Source organism: Paenibacillus sp. CAU 1782 (genome assembly GCF_054551715.1).
On record NZ_JBTOLL010000008.1, the window covers coordinates 138,018 to 157,759 of the forward strand.

Annotated in this window: 24 protein-coding genes; 19 read left to right on the forward strand and 5 right to left on the reverse strand. The window is 50.9% G+C overall.

Annotated features, from left to right (window positions below; translation table 11 throughout):
* The first annotated feature begins 5 nt into the window (after positions 1 to 5).
* The 15 genes from ACX93W_RS17480 (at position 6) to ACX93W_RS17550 (ending at position 9,820) form a co-directional block, all read left to right on the forward strand.
* The gene (locus ACX93W_RS17480) at positions 6 to 896 is read left to right on the forward strand and encodes a hypothetical protein (protein ID WP_459393657.1); all 891 of its coding nucleotides are present in this window, start codon (positions 6 to 8) and stop codon (positions 894 to 896) included.
* A gap of 66 nt (positions 897 to 962) precedes the next feature.
* Entirely contained in the window at positions 963 to 1,112 is a 150-nt protein-coding gene (locus ACX93W_RS17485) for a hypothetical protein (protein ID WP_169833440.1), read from the forward strand.
* Between the two features lie 46 nt (positions 1,113 to 1,158).
* Entirely contained in the window at positions 1,159 to 1,305 is a 147-nt protein-coding gene (locus tag ACX93W_RS17490) for a hypothetical protein (protein ID WP_459393658.1), read from the forward strand.
* Positions 1,302 to 1,727 (forward strand): hypothetical protein, encoded by a 426-nt coding sequence (locus ACX93W_RS17495; RefSeq protein ID WP_459393659.1) that lies wholly within the window; start codon positions 1,302 to 1,304, stop codon positions 1,725 to 1,727. Before ACX93W_RS17490 ends, ACX93W_RS17495 begins: the two co-directional genes overlap by 4 nt.
* 20 nt (positions 1,728 to 1,747) lie before the next feature.
* Entirely contained in the window at positions 1,748 to 2,233 is a 486-nt protein-coding gene (locus ACX93W_RS17500; protein ID WP_459393660.1) for a hypothetical protein, read from the forward strand.
* Between the two features lie 53 nt (positions 2,234 to 2,286).
* Positions 2,287 to 2,766 carry a PH domain-containing protein gene (locus tag ACX93W_RS17505; RefSeq protein ID WP_459393661.1) on the forward strand — a complete coding sequence of 160 codons (480 nt, stop codon included), beginning with the start codon at positions 2,287 to 2,289 and terminating at the stop codon, positions 2,764 to 2,766.
* Positions 2,759 to 4,543 carry a PH domain-containing protein gene (locus ACX93W_RS17510; RefSeq protein WP_459393662.1) on the forward strand — a complete coding sequence of 595 codons (1,785 nt, stop codon included), beginning with the start codon at positions 2,759 to 2,761 and terminating at the stop codon, positions 4,541 to 4,543. The genes ACX93W_RS17505 and ACX93W_RS17510 overlap by 8 nt, the downstream gene beginning before the upstream one ends.
* A gap of 307 nt (positions 4,544 to 4,850) precedes the next feature.
* Positions 4,851 to 5,378: an RNA polymerase sigma factor SigY gene (gene sigY, locus ACX93W_RS17515; RefSeq protein ID WP_459393663.1), complete on the forward strand. Its 528-nt coding sequence runs from the start codon at positions 4,851 to 4,853 to the stop codon at positions 5,376 to 5,378.
* Entirely contained in the window at positions 5,371 to 5,724 is a 354-nt protein-coding gene (locus tag ACX93W_RS17520; protein WP_459393664.1) for a DUF5345 family protein, read from the forward strand. The genes sigY and ACX93W_RS17520 overlap by 8 nt, the downstream gene beginning before the upstream one ends.
* On the forward strand, positions 5,724 to 5,984 hold the full coding sequence (locus ACX93W_RS17525; protein WP_459393665.1) for a sigmaY antisigma factor component: 261 nt from the start codon (positions 5,724 to 5,726) through the stop codon (positions 5,982 to 5,984). Before ACX93W_RS17520 ends, ACX93W_RS17525 begins: the two co-directional genes overlap by 1 nt.
* Positions 5,981 to 6,196: a PLD nuclease N-terminal domain-containing protein gene (locus tag ACX93W_RS17530; RefSeq protein WP_459393666.1), complete on the forward strand. Its 216-nt coding sequence runs from the start codon at positions 5,981 to 5,983 to the stop codon at positions 6,194 to 6,196. Before ACX93W_RS17525 ends, ACX93W_RS17530 begins: the two co-directional genes overlap by 4 nt.
* Positions 6,196 to 7,182 (forward strand): ABC transporter ATP-binding protein, encoded by a 987-nt coding sequence (locus tag ACX93W_RS17535; protein WP_459393667.1) that lies wholly within the window; start codon positions 6,196 to 6,198, stop codon positions 7,180 to 7,182. The genes ACX93W_RS17530 and ACX93W_RS17535 overlap by 1 nt, the downstream gene beginning before the upstream one ends.
* A complete protein-coding gene (locus ACX93W_RS17540; protein WP_459393668.1) occupies positions 7,179 to 8,003 on the forward strand; it encodes an ABC transporter permease subunit in 825 nt (274 codons plus the stop codon). Before ACX93W_RS17535 ends, ACX93W_RS17540 begins: the two co-directional genes overlap by 4 nt.
* A 172-nt stretch (positions 8,004 to 8,175) precedes the next feature.
* Complete coding sequence (locus ACX93W_RS17545; protein ID WP_459393669.1) at positions 8,176 to 9,441, forward strand: DUF438 domain-containing protein; 1,266 nt, start codon at positions 8,176 to 8,178, stop codon at positions 9,439 to 9,441.
* A 91-nt stretch (positions 9,442 to 9,532) separates the two neighbouring features.
* On the forward strand, positions 9,533 to 9,820 hold the full coding sequence (locus ACX93W_RS17550; RefSeq protein ID WP_459393670.1) for a HesB/YadR/YfhF family protein: 288 nt from the start codon (positions 9,533 to 9,535) through the stop codon (positions 9,818 to 9,820).
* Positions 9,821 to 9,978: 158 nt separating this feature from the next.
* Here ACX93W_RS17550 and ACX93W_RS17555 read toward each other — a convergent pair whose 3' ends face one another.
* From ACX93W_RS17555 to ACX93W_RS17565, 3 genes are read right to left on the reverse strand one after another with little or no spacing between them, the layout of a single operon-like run.
* Positions 9,979 to 10,860 carry an SDR family oxidoreductase gene (locus tag ACX93W_RS17555; protein WP_459393671.1) on the reverse strand — a complete coding sequence of 294 codons (882 nt, stop codon included), beginning with the start codon at positions 10,858 to 10,860 and terminating at the stop codon, positions 9,979 to 9,981.
* Positions 10,857 to 11,939 carry a mannonate dehydratase gene (uxuA, locus tag ACX93W_RS17560; protein ID WP_459393672.1) on the reverse strand — a complete coding sequence of 361 codons (1,083 nt, stop codon included), beginning with the start codon at positions 11,937 to 11,939 and terminating at the stop codon, positions 10,857 to 10,859. Before uxuA ends, ACX93W_RS17555 begins: the two co-directional genes overlap by 4 nt.
* A 15-nt stretch (positions 11,940 to 11,954) precedes the next feature.
* Positions 11,955 to 12,632: a GntR family transcriptional regulator gene (locus ACX93W_RS17565; RefSeq protein ID WP_459393720.1), complete on the reverse strand. Its 678-nt coding sequence runs from the start codon at positions 12,630 to 12,632 to the stop codon at positions 11,955 to 11,957.
* Between the two features lie 258 nt (positions 12,633 to 12,890).
* On the opposite strand from ACX93W_RS17565, the gene ACX93W_RS17570 reads away from it, so the two are divergent.
* The 4 genes from ACX93W_RS17570 (at position 12,891) to ACX93W_RS17585 (ending at position 17,600) form a co-directional block, all read left to right on the forward strand.
* Entirely contained in the window at positions 12,891 to 14,396 is a 1,506-nt protein-coding gene (locus tag ACX93W_RS17570) for a tagaturonate reductase (protein WP_459393673.1), read from the forward strand.
* A complete protein-coding gene (locus ACX93W_RS17575; RefSeq protein ID WP_459393674.1) occupies positions 14,380 to 15,945 on the forward strand; it encodes a UxaA family hydrolase in 1,566 nt (521 codons plus the stop codon). The genes ACX93W_RS17570 and ACX93W_RS17575 overlap by 17 nt, the downstream gene beginning before the upstream one ends.
* 71 nt (positions 15,946 to 16,016) lie before the next feature.
* On the forward strand, positions 16,017 to 16,511 hold the full coding sequence (locus ACX93W_RS17580; protein WP_459393675.1) for a glutathione peroxidase: 495 nt from the start codon (positions 16,017 to 16,019) through the stop codon (positions 16,509 to 16,511).
* Positions 16,512 to 16,727: 216 nt separating this feature from the next.
* On the forward strand, positions 16,728 to 17,600 hold the full coding sequence (locus ACX93W_RS17585) for a YitT family protein (protein WP_459393676.1): 873 nt from the start codon (positions 16,728 to 16,730) through the stop codon (positions 17,598 to 17,600).
* 46 nt (positions 17,601 to 17,646) lie between these two features.
* Here ACX93W_RS17585 and ACX93W_RS17590 read toward each other — a convergent pair whose 3' ends face one another.
* Positions 17,647 to 18,831 (reverse strand): SLC45 family MFS transporter, encoded by a 1,185-nt coding sequence (locus tag ACX93W_RS17590; protein WP_459393677.1) that lies wholly within the window; start codon positions 18,829 to 18,831, stop codon positions 17,647 to 17,649.
* Between the two features lie 2 nt (positions 18,832 to 18,833).
* Positions 18,834 to 19,571 carry a glycerophosphodiester phosphodiesterase gene (locus tag ACX93W_RS17595; RefSeq protein ID WP_459393678.1) on the reverse strand — a complete coding sequence of 246 codons (738 nt, stop codon included), beginning with the start codon at positions 19,569 to 19,571 and terminating at the stop codon, positions 18,834 to 18,836.
* Positions 19,572 to 19,742: the final 171 nt, after the last annotated feature.

The following is a 19,742-nucleotide window of genomic DNA, read 5'->3' on the forward strand; positions in this document are numbered from 1 at the left end:
TGCCCATGCATCAATGGATGATACAGTTCGTTGGAACAGCCAGCTTGGCCGGGCAGTTTCTGTTCGGCGCGGCGGGATTTTATGCGCTGCTGACCCTGTGGCCGCGTCGCCCGGGACGCTGGAGGCGGCTGGCTCAATTGAAATGGCGGGCTTCGCCTCCTCCGGAACGTTTGCTGAAGGCGCTTGGCATCAAAACAAACAGCCCTGATTTTCAGGAGCGAAGCTTGCTGCTGGCGGGCTGCGGGATTACGGATGATCCCGGATGGTACGCGGCGGGTCGAAGATTGGCAATGATGGTATTGAGTCTTGCGGCTGTGGCGGCAGGATGGTTCGGACATAACCACTTGTCGATTCTGCAGCTTCAGCTGTTGCTTGGCGTTCCGCTGCTGCTGGCTGCCGGATTAAAGGTTGACCGGATGTGGCTGCGGTCGCTAGCTAAGATGCGCAGTCTGCAAATGACGGGCGATATTTACCGGATCAGCAATCAGCTGCTTTATCTATGCGATTCGTCGCTGCATATCCACGCCAAATTGACACGCTGCATTCCGTTAACGGGTGCGATCCGGGGCGATCTGGAGCGCTTATTGGCAGAGTGGTATCATGATCCCGCTCTTGCGCTCAAAAACTTTAAGGAACGGATCGGCAGCGATGACGGTTTAAGCTTTGCGGAGACGCTGGATGCGCTCCGGCTTCATGAAAGCAGTCAATATTACAGCCTGCTTCGGGCAAGGATCGGCGATTACAAGGAAAAGCTGGAGCTGGCCAAAGAGGGTAGAAAGGAATCGGCGTCCTATCTGCTGTTTGTTGTTGCCGGCCTGCCGATACTCTATACTTTTCAGGTTTTTATTTATCCATGGGTTATGGAAGGGCAAAAGCTGTTCCAAACATTAGGTTAGTCCTCATTCCTAATTGAAGGAAAAAAGACTTTTTGATCAATTATCTATTTGGAAGGAGGTGAGAAGATGCGCAATATTTTGATGACAGTTATGCTGCTGGTTGTGGTTGTTGTACTGTTTAATTCCATCATTGCACAGGACACAACGGGAACAAGAGCGCAAATTCAGTCACAGGGAAATGCGGCTAATACCCGAATCAACACTCTTCTGCCTTGATGATGTGATGAATTGTGCTCTGGACTTGGCGGAAGGAGGAATGGGATTGCGGGCGTTGCTGATAACTTTGATGCTGATTGTTACGGTTGTGCTTGTTTACGCCGCCGCTGCAGAGGGCGACGGCGGGTTGAAAAATGGAGTAAGCCGCAGCGGAGGGGCAATGAGCCAGCATATAAGGGAGATGAGCCCTTGAAGCAGCTTCTGGTTTTTGTTTTGTTTGCGGCTATGCTGTGCTGGATTATGTTTTCGCCCATCTACAGACATGTGGCCATTGTCAGGCAGGCTGCGCTTCAACAGGAAGTAGATTTTTTGCTGGAGGTTGGCGCAAGCGGCACTTACGGTTACATAGGCGAAGATATGCTGCAGCGGTCCAGAGAGCGGCTTTCGAAGCTTGGACTGAACGGGGAATCGCTGAGATACGAGCTTTCCACGACAAGCGGCGTTTCGGCGGGGGAGTCTTCGTCGCCGGTGCCCAGAGGGACCGGAATTGCCTTGATCATCAGCTATCCGTACGAAAGGCTGTTTGTTATTGATTCACTGATTGGCATTGAAGCCATTTCGCCGGACGCCAGGATGCGGGCTTTCGGCATGAAGATGAGCGAATATGTGAACTGAATCGGACGAAGGTGGAAGAAATGCACAAATTGGTGGCCATTATGGCCATGATGACGATTTGGCTGCTGTGTCATATTATTCAGATCGATGAAGAAATCGCGATGAAGCATTTGTTTCAGGGGAAAAGGGCTGTCAACCGCGCGGCTCACGCCGCTGCACAGCAGTTGGACAAGGAAGCATTAGGTGAAGGCGTGCTGCGCCTTGATGAGAAGGAGGCGGCCGCGGCGGCCATGCAGTATCTGCAAACCAACCTGTTGCTGGATGGCGGCGGTTCGCCGCTTCCAGGCTCCTGGCTGCGGGAGCCCGTCCAGGTGCTGGTGCTGGAAATTATCAATTCGGAGCAAAACTTCCCGTTTGAATACGTAAATGAAGCCTACCAGTATGAGGTTGTGCTGCGCAAGCCCGGAGTCGTGCTTATTGCAGGCATAAAGCATCCTCAAACCTTTAGGGGGCTTGATCCCATAGAGTGGACCATTAAAGGAACGGCGGAGCTGGTCGCCAGTTGACTGGTTGCGTCAAAATTGGTGTAATAGGAGGATGATGGAATAAGGAGGACTACATGAACCGGGCATTGACGAAACGATTGCATCCCGATTATTTAAAAGCCGACCGGTTGAAAGAAAGTATATCCAACGGTGTTTTCGCGTTGTTGATTGCCGCTTATTGGATTGTGGCGGAATGGCAGGAATGGACGCTGCTTCCCGTATGGATTTGTTTAGGTCTGCTATTGCTCAGCCTGATTATATTTACCTGGCTTGTCCCAAAAGTACATTATGAGAGATTCCGTTATGAGTTGTTTCAAGATGAGCTGGAAATTCAATCGGGTTTGATTTTTATAAGCAATGTGCTGGTGCCCATGGTGAAAGTTCAGCACGTCGAGATGGAGAGCGGTCCTATATTGCGGAAATTCGGGCTTGCCAAAGTGTTGATTGTAACGGCTGCAACCACGCATAAAATAAGCGGTTTAAAGCTTGAGGATGCGGAGGGGCTGAAGCAGCGCATCGGAGTTTTGGCGAGGGTGGACGAAACCGATGAATAAGGAGAGACGTCTTCACCCGCTATATATGGTATATGGCTTGTTAAGTGCTGTGAAGGGCTTTTTACCCCTCATTTTTATTGGAATCTTTAATGGCTTTAACTGGTCGAGGCTGCTGGAATGGTATTGGCTTGCCGGTATTTCGGGCGTTGTTGTCCTTATATTGTTTTTTAGTTACATGGAATGGAGAACGACGATTTTTTGGCTGCAGGAAGACCGGATGATCATACGAAAAGGGTATCTCTTCCGTGAGGAAAAGACTCTGTATTACTCACGAATACACTCCGTCAATGTGGAGCAGCCCCTCATCCAGCGTTTGCTTGGCATCGCGCAGTTGAAAATCGAAACGCCTGGCGGCGGAAAAAAAGCGGACGGTGTTTTGCAGGCATTGTCCCTAAAGGAAGCCGGCGTTATCAAGGATCAGCTGCGTCAGTTTGCAGATGAGGTTAAAGGAGCGGGCAGTAAGGCGGCCGCAGATTCGGAGCGCATACGTCCTGTGCCGGAAAGTGGAATGCCTTCGGCATCCGGCGCGATGGAGTCGCTGGAAAATGGAACGCCTTCGACGTCTGGCGCGATGGAGTCGCTGGAAAGTGGAATGCCTTCGGCATCCGGCGCGATGGAGTCGCTGGAAAATGGAACGCCTTCGACGTCTGGCGCGATGGAGTCGTTGAATAATGGAACGCCTTCGCCAGTTGCATCGGCTAAGTCGTCTGATCGTGGCGGACCGGCATGGAATTCAAGTCTGCGGATTGGAGAAGCGGAGCACCCTGGGCAAAGGGCTGCGGGCAGCTCATCCGCCGGACAACACTCCCAAAGCTCTAAGCGGCAGGAGCGCGTCATTGGGCTCGGGCCGGGCAAGCTGTTCCAGGCTGCCGCTACCTCCTTGAACTTCGGATTGGCCTTGGCTTTTTTGGCGGGGATTTATTCGTTTGCCGACGATTTTATTAAGCTATTGGTGCCGGATCATTTTGTTGAACAGGTTGTTGAGGACTCTGCCCAGTTATTGTCAGGTGTACTGATGATTACTGTTGTAGCTCTCCTTGTGCTGGTGTTTGCCTGGGTATTGTCCATCGTGCTTTATGTGCTTAAATACAGCGGGTTCAGAATTGCGAGGGAAAGCGACCAGGTCACGTTGAGCTATGGGCTGTTGGAGAAAAAGATGGTTGTGTTTAACCCCCGCAATGTACAGGCCGTTATCGTGGGCGAAAGCCTGCTGCGCCAATGGTTAGGCTACGGCGAGGTCAAGCTGCAGGTGGTGACTTCCGAGAAGCAGGAAATGCTGATGCTGCATCCTTACATCAAGCTTTCGGAAATCCAGCAGCTGCTGGATGGTTTTATTCCCGGCTTCCACATGGGAAGCGGACAAAAGCTGCAGCCTCCGCCTCGAAGAGCGCTGCTCTATTATATACGGATCCCGCTGCTGCTAGCTGTAATGGCAAGTGCAGCCTTCATCATTGTGTTCGGAGCTGTCGGAAGCTGGAGTCTTCTTCTTATTCCGCTGGTAGCGGCATGGCGTTTTTTTTGCCATCGCTCAGCAGGCGTGCTGCTGGCAAATCGGCAGTTGTCGCTCAGGCGGCGCTGGTTGAACCGCAGCACTTATCTAATCGTCAGGCCGCGCATTGTGGCGCTGAAGGTTTCGCGCTCACGTGGACAACGCCGCAGAGAACTGGCGTCTCTGTCGGTATATGCGCTTGGCAGCACGATGAATTTTGGCGTGTCCTGTCTTGAACGGGCTGATGTGGAGAACGTCTGGAACTGGTACAGTCGCAGCCGCACTTAAGGTGCAGTTTTAAAAGCCTAGTCATCACAATCATGGTAAGACAGTAATTGTTTATTGCTTGTAATCTGCTTGCAAAAAAGGCTTCAATTACCGATTAGCGGTAAGGAAGCTTTTTTTGTTTTTGGTCAAGACCAAAACTGTGCTTGAAGTAGCGGGAAAAAGTGACACTATTCTTTTATGCAAATTTATCTTGTAAATCGAAATGAACGAAACGAAGAAGCTGGGCGTCAAAGTAATATCCAGCTGCAAAAAAACAAACAACACCAGCAACAATCAAGCAACATAAGCGAAGGGAGCCGCGGGTTCATTGGGGAATGAGGCCAAGCTGATTGCTGCAGCAAAAAGCGGGGATCAAACGTCGCTGGCTGAACTGCTGCAGCGCAATTACAAACTGCTTTACCAATATGCGCTGAAGCTGACCATGGACCGGAGCCGCGCCGAGGACCTTGTCCAGGAAACGATGCTTAAAGCGATTGAACGGATCTCCTCGTTTCAGGAGCGTTCCAAATTTTCAACCTGGCTGATCGCAATCTCCTCCAGGCTGGCGATCGACAAGGCAAGGCGCCGCAAAAGGGAGGAGAGATGGCTGAAGGAAGAGATTAACCATCACCGGTTGCGTTTTGAAACCTTGACGCTTATGGAGGAGTGGCCCGCCGCTTTGCAGGCGCTAGGCAATCTGGAGGAGCATCACCGGATGCCGGTACTGTTGAAATATTATTACGGCTACTCCCAGGAGGAGATTGCTGAAATGCTTGAGATCAGGCTTGGGACGGTTAAATCCAGATTAAGCATTGGCATGAAGCTGATCAGAAAGGAGCTTGGTGAGCGTGAATAATGGCCGAAAAACCGAAAAAACCGAGAAGCACAAAAAGATCGATGATGACGCAATGTGGTTTCAGGAAAATATGCTGGGAAAGCTGCAACAGTTTGATGACGCTCACGCGCCGGAGCCGCCTGCTATGAGCATGCTGGAAACGCTGGTTGTCGAGCATAAGCGAAATCTTCAAAAAGCGAAGTGGGCTGAGCTGCTTCTGTTTTGGCTGGTGGCGGTGTGCATTCTATTGGGCATGGTTTGGATGGCGGAAGCCAATGCCGGATTATTCTGGGGCATGTATGGAACGGTCAGTGCCGTCTGTCTGCTGTTTTTCTGCTATAAATTTGTTGGGCGGGCGAAGGTCTGATGGAAGAGCAGCTGAAAGAATCGGTATGGTTTTGGCTGTTGCTGGGTTCGATAATGATTGGTCAGTCGACCTGGCTGTTTCTGGACTCCGGCAAGCGTGGCGGTCTGAAGTGGTTTTGGGGGTTATGGGGACTGATTCAGTTTCCGGGTCCTCTGATTGTGTATTGGTTAGTCGTTGTACTGCCTTCCCGCAACCGCAAACGGCGGGAGCGGGGCGGGCAAGGGACGGATTACAATGGAAAAGGAGTCGATGAATCATGAATATGATGGAGGATTTTTTTTTCCTTGATGAACTGTTGCCCATTATTGGGCCGATTATAGTTGTGCAGTTCATTTTGATGCTGATTGCGTTGATTATGTGTATCAGGTCCGATCAAACGAGGGGACCCAAATGGATGTGGATTCTGATCATCGTGTTTGTCAATTTGTTTGGGCCAATCGCTTTTATGGTGTTCGGAAGGAGAAATGATTAATGGTACCTTTACTGGCGGTTGAGGGGCTGGCCAAATCCTTTGGAGCGACAAAAGCGGTCAAGGGGCTGGACTTTACGGTGATGGAAGGGCGCTGCGCTGCCCTGCTGGGGCCAAACGGCGCCGGAAAAACAACGACCATTCGCATGCTGACGGGGCTGCTTAAAGCGACGGAAGGCAAGGTTCGCATCAATGGCGGCAGCGGCAGAGAGCGGCAGGATATAAGGGAGCTGCTTGGTTATGTGCCGCAATCGCCGTCCTTTTACGGTTGGATGACTGGCAAGGAATATGTGGTTTATGCGGGGAAGCTTTGCGGCCTTACGGCGCGGCAGGCAGATGTTCGAGCGCAGGAACTGTTGTCCCGCGTAGGGCTGGAGGAAGCCGGCAAGCGGCGCATTCAGGGCTATTCCGGCGGCATGAAGCAGCGTCTTGGGCTGGCGCAAAGTCTTGTTCACCGGCCCAAGCTGCTGGTTATGGATGAACCGGTCTCCGCGCTTGATCCGATCGGACGGCGCGAGGTGCTGGAGCTGCTTCAGGAGCTGAAGTCCGAAACGACGGTGCTTTTTTCAACCCATGTGCTTCATGATGCGGAAGAGCTGTGCGATGACATTATTATAATGGCTTCCGGACAAATTGCTCTTCAAGGCTCGCTGCAGGAGGTTCGGAACAATAATCGTCTTCCCGTCATCAATATCCGGCTGGAGGAAGGTCATGAGTCGCGCGAGTGGGCGATGTCCCTGAAGCGTGATGTTGAGTTGTTAGCAAGTAAAGCCTCCGACATGGAGAGCGGAAGCCGGCGTCTGGCGCTGCTTCGCCATGTTCGGGAGGCGGAGCAGGAGGGCTGTCAACTGCGTCTAATGGTAGATGATATCTCGCAGGCCAGGCAGATGCTGCTGGAGGAGCTTGCAGATGGAAAAGTGGGAGTAACCAAGCTGGAGATTGGCTCTTCCTCGCTTGAAGATCTATTTATGAAAGTGGTGAAGGGATGAGCGGGATTGCGGTGAGTGAACGGAATGTGAGATCAACCTCCGGGTTATCCCGGTACGGAGCGATGCTTGGCAAAGAACTGCTGGAGCTAGTGCGCAGCCTGAAGCTGATATGGGTGCCGATTGTATTTATTGCACTTGGTGTCATGCAGCCGGTGACTTCCTATTACATGCCGATTCTGTTGCGAAAATCGGGAAATTTGCCGGAAGGCTTCGACATCCCTCTGCCAAGCGGGGCGCAGGTGATGGCCGAAACGCTGTCGCAATTCGGATCGCTTGGAGCGCTTGTAATCGTGCTGGTGTTTATGGGCACGGTTTCGAGCGAGCGAAATAGCGGAGCCGTATCGATGATTCTGGTAAAGCCGGTTGCTCCCGCCGGTTACTTGTTATCCAAGTGGGCGTCCATGCTGCTTTTGTCCTCGCTGTCGCTGCTTGCCGGATACGGAGCGGCTTGGTATTATACCGGATTTTTAATCGAAGCGGTGCCCTTCCGCCAGGTGTTGTCCAGTTATTTGCTCTATGAGCTATGGCTAATCGTGCTGCTGACATTGACGCTGCTGCTCAGCACCGCGTTAAGAAGCGCCGCAGGCGCCGCATTTGCCGCACTGGGAGCTGGAGCGGTGTTGTCCTTGCTGTCCGGTTTACTGCCCAAATATGTGGGCTGGCTTCCGGGGGCTCTTCCCGGTTTTGCCCGTCAAGCTGCGATGGGCTCCCTGGAATGGAACGGCAGATTCAGCGCTTGTCTTGGCGCGACGATTCTGCTGGTGGCGGCTTTTATTTGGCTGGCCAATTTCCTTCTTCGGAGAGCAGCGGCTATTGATTAAGGTGTATTTTAAAATGTTCACAAAAAATATCAATATATAGTGTTTTTGTGAACGAGGTGCACGATATATTGACTTGTGATAATCATTATCAGTATACTCTGAGTACACGTTGATGTCAGCTTAAAGTCATGTCTGGCATGACGTACGGCAGTACATCAGAGGGGGACCGGACATGAGTGAAATCATCAATAATCGTGAACAGGGACAAGCAGAAAGAAGCCGCCGGCAAGAAATGCTGAAGGATATTATAAAGGAGCTTCATCAAGGGAAAAGCGTGGATGAAGTGAAAGCGCGTTTTCATGAAGCGGTCGGCAATGTGTCGATCGACGAAATATCGGCAATCGAGCATGCGTTAATGGAAGAGGAAGGCATTCCCGTATCGGAAGTGCAGCGTTTGTGCTCTGTTCATACCGCTATTTTTAAAGGCTCGATCGAGGAAATTCACCGTTCTGCAAAACCGGAGGAGCAGCCGGGACATCCTGTTCACACGTTTAAGCTGGAGAACCGCGAGCTGGAGAAGCTGGTAAACTTCAAGCTGCGCCTTCATACCGATAAGTTTAAGGAAGGCAAACAGGACGAAGGGCTGATTTTCAAATTGCTGGAAGATCTGAGCTTGCTTCTGGATATTGACAAGCATTATAGCCGCAAAGAAAATCTGTTGTTCCCTTACCTGGAGAAATACGGCATCTATGGCCCGACCAAAGTTATGTGGGGCGTGGATGATACGATTCGCGCCATGGTAAAAGAAGTGAAAGCGGAGCTTGTCGCCAATCCCGGCAATAAAGATGAAATCGCAGCCGGCTTGGAGCACGTCATCCGCGAGGTCAATGAAATGATCTACAAGGAGGAGAATATTCTCCTGCCGATGGCGCTGGGCAAGCTGACCGAAGACGAATGGGTCAAAATAGCGGCGGAAAGCGACCAAATCGGATTTTGCCTGATCGATGGCAGCGAAACCTGGGTGCCGGCAAGAGCGCCAGAGCCTGAAGGCGCTGAGGAAATCGAAGAAACGGAACAAGGCGTACAAAACGGATATGTTCGTTTCAGCACAGGCATTTTGTCGGTTGCGCAGCTTGAAGGGATCATGAATCACATGCCGGTGGATTTGACGTTCATCGATGAAAATGATGTTGTTCGTTATTTCTCCCATGGCAAGGAACGCATTTTTGCCCGGACTAAAGCGGTCATCGGACGTACCGTACAGAATTGCCATCCGCCGCAAAGCGTTCATGTTGTTAATGAGCTGCTGGCCGACTTTAAAGCGGGCAAAAAGGACTCGGAGGATTTCTGGATTCCGTTTAAAGATAAATTCGTGCTGATTCGTTATTATGCGGTCAGAGGTGAAGATGGAGCCTACTTGGGCACGCTGGAGTTTACGCAAAATATCGCGCCGATTAAAGCGCTTGAAGGTCAAAAACGGATATTGTCGGAAAACTAGATGTCATCCAGGCGAATGAATGGTTGCTTTTCTTCAGCAAAGCGGATAAGGTTGAAGGGAAGGATCACAAATTTGCCGGGGGTTGAGTGCGATGAAAATGAACGTGGAGCAGGCGGCGGCATTGTGGTACAAGGAGCAGATGGAGCTTGCTGACGGCGATGCCTTGAGAGTCTTTGTAAGACTTGGCGGCTGCGGCAGCGTACATCCGGGCTTGTCGCTTGGCATAACGAAGGAAACGCCTAGAAATGCCGGACTGAGACAAGAAGTAGAAGGCATTACCTTCTTTATGGAGGAAGACAATCTTTGGTACGTGGGAGATAAAGAGCTGCGCATCTCCTTTGACAGCCAATATGAGGAAATCTCGATGCAGGTTGTTTAAGCCTGAAACATAAGCGATAAGAGACTCCAAAGTCGTCTATTATAATGTCTTGCGCTGGAGCATAAGGAGTTATTTCCTGGACTTAAACCAGCAGCAATAGGCCAAAATGCCCCACATCTGCTCTCAAGCGGATGCGGGGCATTTTTTTGTCTGTATCATTACACGCCGGAATAGGCCATAAATCCTCCGTCGACGGGTATGGTTGCACCGGTTACGAAGCCGGAAGTTGCATCGTCGACGAGCCAGAGCAAAACGCCTAATAAATCCTGAGGTTGTCCAAAACGGCGCATTGGCGTTTGCGAGATGATTTTGCTCGAACGCTCCGTTAACGAGCCGTCTCCATTCAGAAGCAAAGCGCGGTTTTGCTCCGTCAGGAAAAAGCCCGGCGCAATTCCGTTGACGCGAATGCCCGCCTCGGCCATATGAACGGCAAGCCATTTGGTAAAGTTGTCGATGGCCGATTTGGCTGCGCTGTAGGCAGGCACCTTCGTCATAGGCGAAGGGGCGCTCATGGATGAAATATTGATGATGACGGGAGCGGGCCGGTCCAGCATTTGCTCCGCAAATACTTGGGACGGAATCAAGGAACCCATCAGGTTAAGATCCAGCACCTGCCTGAAGCCGTCCAGACTCAGACTAAAAAAGGTGGTTAATCCTTCTTTGTTCAGATCTTCCCTGCTAAAGGTTTCTTTGGTTGTGTTGGCGCTGGCATGGTTGCCGCCCGCCCCGTTAATTAAAATGTCGCAGGGGCCCAGCGCCTCAAGAATGGAACGGCTAGCCTCGCGCGTGCTTTCTGCGCTGGTCACATCGCAAGCCGCAGCAAAAGCAATGCCGCCTTGCGCCCTGATTTCCTCGGCAACCGCCTCATTTTTGGAAGCGGTGCGGCCTACAATGGCAACTTTTGCTCCTTGCCTGGCAAGCTCTAACGCCATCGTCCGGCACAAAACGCCGGCGCCGCCGGTTACAACGGCTACCTTGCCGTGCAAAGCGGGATGAAGGGGAAGGCCAACGTTCAGATCTTCGTTTGTTCCTCCGCTCATTTTGCCTTACCTCCTTGGCCGGCTTCATAACGGTATGCGTCCCATAAGCCCCAAAGATGCATGATGCCCAAGGCGCGGTCGTACAAGCCGTAGCCGGGACGGCACTTTTCATCCCAGATATGGCGGCCATGATCGGGACGTGCGTATCCGGTGTAGCCGATATCATGATAGGCCTTCACAATGCCTGCGATATCGACGGTGCCGTCCTGACTCCGGTGGGATGTCTCGATAAAGTCGCCATTATCAAAGACGCGCACATTGCGGATATGGGCAAACGGAATACGATCCTTAAAATCGTGGATCATGGCTATAATGTCATTTTCAGGATTGGCGCCTAAGGAGCCGCTGCATAGGGTAATGCCGTTTGCCGGATGATCGTAGAGTGATAGGAATCGGGTGAAATTGGCATGCGACGTCATAATACGCGGCAATCCAAAAATGCTCCATGGCGGATCGTCGGGATGGATCGCCATTTTGATTCCGTTTTCGGCAGCCACCGGTATAATCTCATGCAGGAAGTAGGATAAGTTTTCCCAAAGGTTCTCCTCCGTTACGCCACGGTAAGCTTCAAACAGGGTAGTCAGATGCTGCAGACGCTCCGGCTCCCAACCCGGCATCGTCAAAGCGGAGTTTTCATTAATCACTCGGACCAGCTCAAATGGATCTTCACCGTCAATCCGGCCCTTTTCATAAAAGAGAGCAGTAGAGCCGTCCTCCGTCTCCTTATGGAGATCGGTGCGCAGCCAATCAAAAATCGGCATAAAGTTGTAGCAAATCACTTTGACGCCGACCTGACCCAGTTTTTTTATCGTTTCCTTGTAGTTATGAATATAGCGGTCGCGGGACGGAAGACCAAGCTTGATATCTTCATGTACGTTAACGCTTTCAACAACCTCGATATGAAGGCCGGCTTCCTCGGCCTGGGCCTTTACCTCCAAAATTTTGTCCATCGGCCATTCCTCGCCGGCAGGCACGTCATGCAGTGACCAAACGATGCCCTCTGTCCCGGGAATTTGCGGAATGTACCGCAGCGGGACGGTATCATTGCCTTCGCCAAACCATCTGAACGTCATGCGCATAATGATCATAGCCTCCTAAATAAAGTAGTGGGGATATTTTTCCTTCAATAATGCTTGATCGGCTACATTCAAATTCAAGTGATTCTTCATTAACTCTCTGGCGTTGCTGCTGTCCTTGCTGCGGATCGCCTCCGCCATCTGCCGGTGCTGCTCGTACAGGTGGCCCCAGTTGTGATCGTCGGCAAGCCGAAGTCTGCGGCTGCGGTTCAAATGAACGGTCAGCTGCCCTAACGCTCCCCAGGTATGGGACTTGCCCACTCCCCTGAACAACAGCTCGTGAAACTCCTGATCCAGTTGAAACATGCCATCCAGATCCAAAGCTTGTATGGAGTCGCGCTGCCGGTCCAGATTGGACAACAATTCCCGGAAGATCGTATCGTCAAAAGCGGAGCAGGCAAGCTCCACAACGGCGCATTCCAGATGCTCCCGCATAAACCGGGCTTCCTCCACAAGCGAGGTATCGATGAGCGAAACGAACGTGCCCCTTTGGGGCAGCACCTGCACCAATCCCTCCTGGGCCAGCTTCATCAAGCTTTCCCTTACCGGCGTCCGGCTAACTTCAAAACGCTGCGAAGCTTCATTTTCGGATAGGGGAGTTCCGGGGGGCAGCTTCAGGCTAAGAATGTCGTCGCGCAGCGCTCTGTAAACCTCGTCGCGGGTAGAACCGCCTCGCTGGCGCCTCAGCATGTTCATCATCAATCACCTCTCTTCAAACATCCTACCACACTACCATACAAGTATACAAGATAAAATGTAAAGGCTTCCAACTTTCTCGAGCGAAAACGGAACTGCATTTATAAAAACATCAAAATAGGTTATAAAGAGGTATGAATCCGTGATTAAAGCACTAATATTCATTCGCTATAATGAAGACGAAACAAGCGGGAGCCATAAGAATAGATTCTTTTTTGAATAAAGGGTGTAATCATTCGTAAAAGGAGTGTTGCCGTTATGACAATCGATCGGCTTAATGCAGAACTATTGGGGGAGTCAGGCAAGGAAAGACTGGAGGCGCTGCGGAGCGATCCCGTTACGGTGCTGCAGATTGGAGAAGGCAATTTTTTGCGGGGATTTGTTGATTTGATGCTGTACGAAAGCCGCAAAAAAGGCGTCTATAACGGAAGTGTCGCGGTTGTCCAGCCAAGGCCCGGAGGGAGACCGAAAATCGAGGCGTTGGCGGAGCAGGATGGCCTGTATACGGTTGTGGTTCGGGGACTTCAGGATGGAAAACCGGTTGAACGGAAGGAAATAGTAGAGGTTTTTGGCCGTGTTTTTGATCCCTACAGCAATTGGGAAACGTTTCTTGAAATCGCGAAGGGACCGGAGCTGCAGATTGTGGTGTCCAATACGACTGAAGCGGGCATAGCCTACCGGCCGGAGGTGCTGGTGGAGGGCCAGCCGGCGGTATCGTACCCGGGAAAATTGGCGCAGCTTCTTTATCATAGATATTTGGTGTTTGACGGGGATGGAGCGAAGGGGTTGTATTTTTTCCCTTGCGAGCTGCTGGAACGCAACGGGGACGCGCTGAAGGAATGCGTGCTGCAATATTGCAAGGACTGGGATTTGCCGGAGGCATTCATCAAGTGGGTGCTGGAGCATAATCGCTTTTTGAATTCATTGGTGGACCGGATTGTGACGGGGTATCCCGATGAAGCCCAGGCGGAGGCCTGGTTTCAGGAATGGGGTTACCGCGATCCCATGCTGACAACGGCGGAGCCTTACCATCTGTGGGTTATTGAAGGCGAGCCGGAGCTGGAGGATGTGCTGCCGCTTGCCCGAAGCGGAATGAACGTGCGATGGGTGGAGGAATTAAATCCTTATCAGCAGCGCAAGGTCCGTATTCTAAATGGAGCCCATACGTTGATGGCGCTGGTGGGCCTGGTGCATGGCCTCAAGGAAGTTAGAGAAACCATGGAGCATTCCCGGTGGGGCGCGCTGGTGAAAAGGACGGTGGAGGAGGAGATTATCCCGTCGCTGCCGTACGACCGGCAGGAATTGGAAAGTTATGCGGCTGAAGTGACGGGGCGTTTTCTGAATCCTTTTATCCGCCACAGGCTTTCCGATATTGCCATGAACAGCTTGAGCAAATTCAAAACCCGCCTGCTTCCTTCCATCAGCCATTATTGGGAAAGCGCCGTGCCGGTCGGCCTGCTGCATGGACTTGCCGGTTTGCTGCGGTATTATAAAATCGCAAATGGCGAGGATGGATACGAAGGATATGATCTCGCCGGCGAACGCTACATTGTAAAGGACGACGCTGCTTTGCTGGAGATCATTGCCGATATATGGGCAACCGCAAAGGAACAGAATCATTCCCTGCAAGAAACGGTTCAACGGCTATTGGCTTTAGAGCAGCTATGGGGCTTGGATCTCAACGCAGTAGCACCTGGCTTGGCAGAAGCGGCAGCAAATCTGATGGAACAATGGGAGGACGGAGATCATGAACAACGGAATTAAGCTTCACAGTGATGATATGGTCATTATCGCTCTCAAGGATTTGGCCAAGGGTCAACGGCTGGATGAGGAAGGAGCTGCCGGGGGGATAGAGTTGACGGAGGATGTTCCCCAAGGACATAAAGTAGCGGCTCGTGCGATTGCCAAGGGAGAGCATGTTCTTAAATTTGGATATTCCATAGGCGTTGCCATGGCCGATATTGGACCCGGCGAGTGGATTCATACTCATAATTTGGCTACGGGACTTAAAGGGATTCTGGATTACGTCTATGAACCCGCAGCCGCTGGCCTGGGTTTTGGAGAAGCTGGTGAAACGGCTGGAGCGGACAAGGTTAAGGAAGGATCTGCCGCGGCTGAAAAAGGAAACGTGGAGGATAAAACGCTCTGCTTCGATGGATATGTACGCGAAAACGGAGAAGTCGGCATCCGCAACGAAATATGGATTATCAATACGGTGGGCTGCATCAACAAAACGTGCGATATTGTAGCGTGGCGCGCCTCCTCCGCTTTTGGGGATCGCGTTGACGGCATCTATCATTACGCTCATCCCTACGGCTGCTCGCAGCTTGGCGATGATTTGGCGTATACTCAAAAGCTGCTCGCTTCGCTGGCCCGCCATCCCAATGCCGGAGGCGTGTTGGTTGTAGGATTGGGCTGCGAAAACAATCAAGTGGAGGCTTTTAAGGAAGCTATCGGCCCGCATGATTCCCGACGAGTCAAATTTCTGAAGGCGCAGCAAGCGGAGGACGAAATCGAAGAAGCGCTGGAGTTGATAGAAGAACTTGTCGAATACGCGGAAACCTTCAAAAGAGAGCCGGTTCCGGTTTCCCGCCTGAAGATCGGCCTGAAATGCGGAGGCTCGGACGGCTTTTCCGGCATTACCGCCAATCCCTTGGTGGGCAGAATGTCGGATCGTTTAATTGCGGCTGGCGGCAGCGCTATTCTTACGGAAGTGCCGGAAATGTTTGGCGCCGAAAAAATATTAATGGATCGGGCGGAGAACGAGGACGTTTTTGATCATATCGTTCATTTGGTCAATGATTTCAAGCAATATTTCATTCGCCATAACCAGGAAATTTACGAAAATCCGTCTCCCGGCAACAAAGCGGGCGGCATTACTACGCTGGAGGAAAAGTCGCTGGGCTGCACGCAAAAAGGCGGACATGCGCCCGTTGCCGACGTGATTCCTTACGGTAAACAAGCGCGGAAGCCGGGATTGACGCTGCTGGAAGCCCCGGGCAACGACCAGGTGTCGGTAACGGCCTTGTCAGCGGCCGGCGCACACATTGTATTGTTCACAACAGGCAGGGGAACGCCGTTTGGCGGACCTGTGCCAACCGTCAAAATTTCCACCAACAGCGGGCTGGCCGCGCGCAAGAAAAACTGGATTGATTTTGACGCGGGCAGACTGCTGGAAAGCCATTCCATGGAGGAGCTTGGCGACGAGCTGTGGAGCTACCTGATTGCGCTGGCCTCCGGAAAAGGGCAAACCTGCAGCGAGCGCAACGGATTTAAAGAAATCGCTATTTTTAAAGACGGAGTAACTCTATAGAGAGCAGTTGACACTCACATATAAATTGTATAAAATTAAATTATGCAAAATATATATGAGGAGGCAACAACATGTCCATTTACGATATTGAAGTTAAAAGCATTTCTGGCCAGACCGGTACGCTAGCGCCCTACAAGGGAAAGGTTATGCTGATCGTCAACACTGCAACGGGTTGCGGATTTGCGCCGCAGTTTAAAGGACTGCAGAAGCTTCATGACGAATACAGCGAGCAAGGTTTTGCCGTATTGGGTTTTCCGAGCGGTCAATTCGCCAATCAGGAGAAGGAAACGGACAGCGAGGTGGCTCAAGTGTGCGAGCTGAATTTTGGCGTAAACTTTCCGCTATTCTCCAAAACGGATGTTAACGGCAAAGACGCGCATCCTCTCTTCAAGCATTTGACGGAGGAAGCACGCGGCGTGCTGGGCACTAAAGCGATCAAATGGAACTTTACGAAATTTTTGGTCGACCGCGAAGGAAATGTAGTCAAACGTTTTGGCTCTGCCGACGAACCAGCCAAAATCGAAAGCTACATTGCGGAGCTTCTGAAAACGCCGATTTCTTCCTGATTGCGATAATACACTCTATATAAGCCTTTCAGTGGTCTATTCACTGGAAGGCTTTTGAAGTTTATTCCAATGATTACGTATTATTATAAGTTCTAAAGTGAATACTTCGCAGGATTGGATTTATTTTGCTCTGATGTGCAAATTTTGAATGGGAAAATGGTACGGAAAGTTTTATAATGAAATGCAGACTTATTTGATAAACGGAGGTGCGCCGGGATGCCACATGGAAGAGAGCATAGGAAGCTTTCACTTCTCGAAGTTGCTAAACGCGTTTTTTTTATTACGATCGGTTCCATATTGATGGGTGTTGCCCTGGAAAAGTTTCTTGTACCATTTGATATTATCGACGGAGGTATCGCCGGTATATCCATTATGCTTTCGGCTTTGACGCCATTGCCGCTAAGCTTGTACTTATTTATCGTAAACGTGCCCTTTTTGATTTGGGGCTATAAGCAATTGGGAAAAACGTTTGCCGTTTCGGCTCTGTACGGAATTATTATTATGTCGCTGACAACGGCTCTCCTGCATCATAGCGGAGCGTTTCCCGACGACAAGCTGCTGGGTGTTTTGTTTGGGGGTATGATTCTTGGCGCGGGCGTGGGCCTTGTTATCCGCTTTGGCGGGGCGCTGGACGGCATCGAGATTGTATCCATTATGATCTCCAAAAAATTGAGAATGGCCGTAGGTCAGGTCATTATGATTTTTAACGTCATTATTTTCATTATTGCCGGTTTTGTGTTTGAATGGTCCTCTGCTATGTACTCCATGCTTACTTATTACATCGCCATTAAAGTCATTGATATTGTGGTAGAAGGTTTGGATGAATCCAAGTCGGTTACCATCATCTCCAAGGAATATTCCGAAATCTCCCAATCCATCGTGGACAGGCTGGGTCGCAGCACAACGCTGCTGCAAGCCCAAGGCGGCTACTCAGGCGAAGACACGAAGGTAATCTACTGCGTCGTATCCCGCCTGGAGCTTGCCAAACTAAAAGCGATCGTACAGGAAATTGACGAAAAAGCGTTTATCGCAATAGAACACGTCTCCGACGTCCTGGGCGGAAACTTCAGCAAAAGCAGTATTCACTAGGTTTGTCTTAAAACTCCGCAGGGAGCAGTGTTGTACGGCTGGTTGATTAATTGCGGCCTTGATCCCGAATGAGAAGCAGGAAGAGCAGCGCAATCAACATACCTCCGGCAGCGGCATAAAAAAGAATACCGTAGCCCCACATATCGATTAGCTTCCCAAGCAGAGGCGGGGAGGAAATAGCAGCCAAGGAAGAGGCAAAATAATAAATGCCGGTTCGGGTTCCGATGCTGCTCTCCTTGCCAAGGGCTACGATAAAGGGATAGGAATTAATATTGATCAACGCCCAGCAAATACCGCCAGCAAGCAGAAATAACCGAAGAGTCCATACATCCTCGACAAACGAGATGAGGCTAAAAACGGCAATTAGTCCGATAACGCCCGCCATGATGACTTTACGGTTGCCCAGACGGCTGCCCAACATCCCGCTTGGCAGCGCGGCAATGACAAAAGCCAGCGAAAAGAAAGCAAGAGAAAACGAAGCTTCGCCCTCGGACAAGCCGATATGGTTTTTGCCATAGAGGGTAAATAATGCTTCAACGCCCTGGTACGAGAAAAACCAGAAAAAGATTGCGCCCAGCAGCAGCAGTGTGGATAAATTCCATTCGCCGCGCAGCGAAGCAAGCTTAGGAGCGCGTTCAGCCGGCACAAAGGTGCTGGAATCTCTGGATTCTTTAATGAAATACAGCAACGCGCCAAGACAGGCGATTGTAATAAGCGATGATGATAGGAACGGCAGTGACGTATGCTTTTCGAAAAGATAAGAGCCGCCGGCAAAAGCAAGAATGGAGCCAATTCCGCCCATCAGATTGATGATGCCGTTAGCTTGAGTCCGCTTGCTGCCAGGAGTAAGATCCGGCATAAGCGCAACGGTGGGCGAACGGTACAGACTCATCGCCAAATTCATCAATACCATAAAGACGATCAAAACAATAAAGCTGGTATGAAACGGTATCAAAGCCCCGAATAGAGCCGCCAGCGGCATGCCGATGATTAAAAATGGCATTCGCTTGCCCCGCTTTGAAGTCGTGCGGTCGCTTAAGCGGCCAATAATCGGCTGAAGAAAGATGGCAAAATAATTGTCGATCGTCATCATAAAGCCGATGGCGGACACGCTGGACAAATACTTTTCCAGGAAAAAAGGGACAAACGCATTGTAAAGCGCCCATGTGATGCTAATGCTGAAAAAGCCCAATCCCAGCAGCCATATTTTTTTCGCCGAAAACTCCCTCATAGTTATAGCACCGTCCCCTTATTCATCAATGCGTGAAGCCGGTCCGGATAATCCGTTATGATTCCCGCCACTCCGGCATTCAGCATCCGCTCCAGATCACCGGGTTCATTGACGGTAAAAGGATGATAAGCAACGCCAGCTTCCCTAGCCTCTGCCACCCATTCCGGCAGCACGGCATAAAAAATAGGATGCAAAGCATCGGCGCCGAGCGTCCGCGCGTAGTCCCACGGACGATAAAGACCTTCCATATATAAAACGCCTGTGGAGATCTCCGGGGCCAGTGTTTTGCACAGGGCAAGCGAATAATGATTAAAGCTCGAAATGACAACCTTGTCGTTCATGCCGTATTCAGCAACAAGCGTTATGACCTCCGCTTCCATCCCCTCATACAGAACAATTCCGTTTTTTAACTCCAGATTCAAAATCAGCCCATGCTCTTTGCCAAAGGACAATAGCTGTTCCAGTGTTGGAATGGTCTCGTGTCCAAAATCAGGATGAAACCAGCTGCCCGCATCCAGAGTCGACAACTGCTCATAGTCGGTATCCTTGACCAGCTGCGCAAGGCCAGTTGTACGCTGCAGAGATTCATCATGAATCAGAACCAGCACGCCGTCTTTTGTACGCTGGACGTCCGTCTCAATTCCAGTAGCTCCAAGCTCCGCGGCTTTTGCAAAAGCGCTCATCGTATTTTCCGGGCAATATCCGCTGGCTCCCCGATGCGCAAAATTAATTGTTGTCATAAGGTCCATCCCTTTCCGAAATAAGTATGTATCATCTCCATTAAATATAGCCAATACCCCGCTGATTTGCATTTACAAAACCTAAAGAAGCTGTTGAAATAAGAGGAGAAAAGGTTTCCTTTACATACCCTGTGGGGGTATGATAGAATGGTGATATCAAATGAACTACAG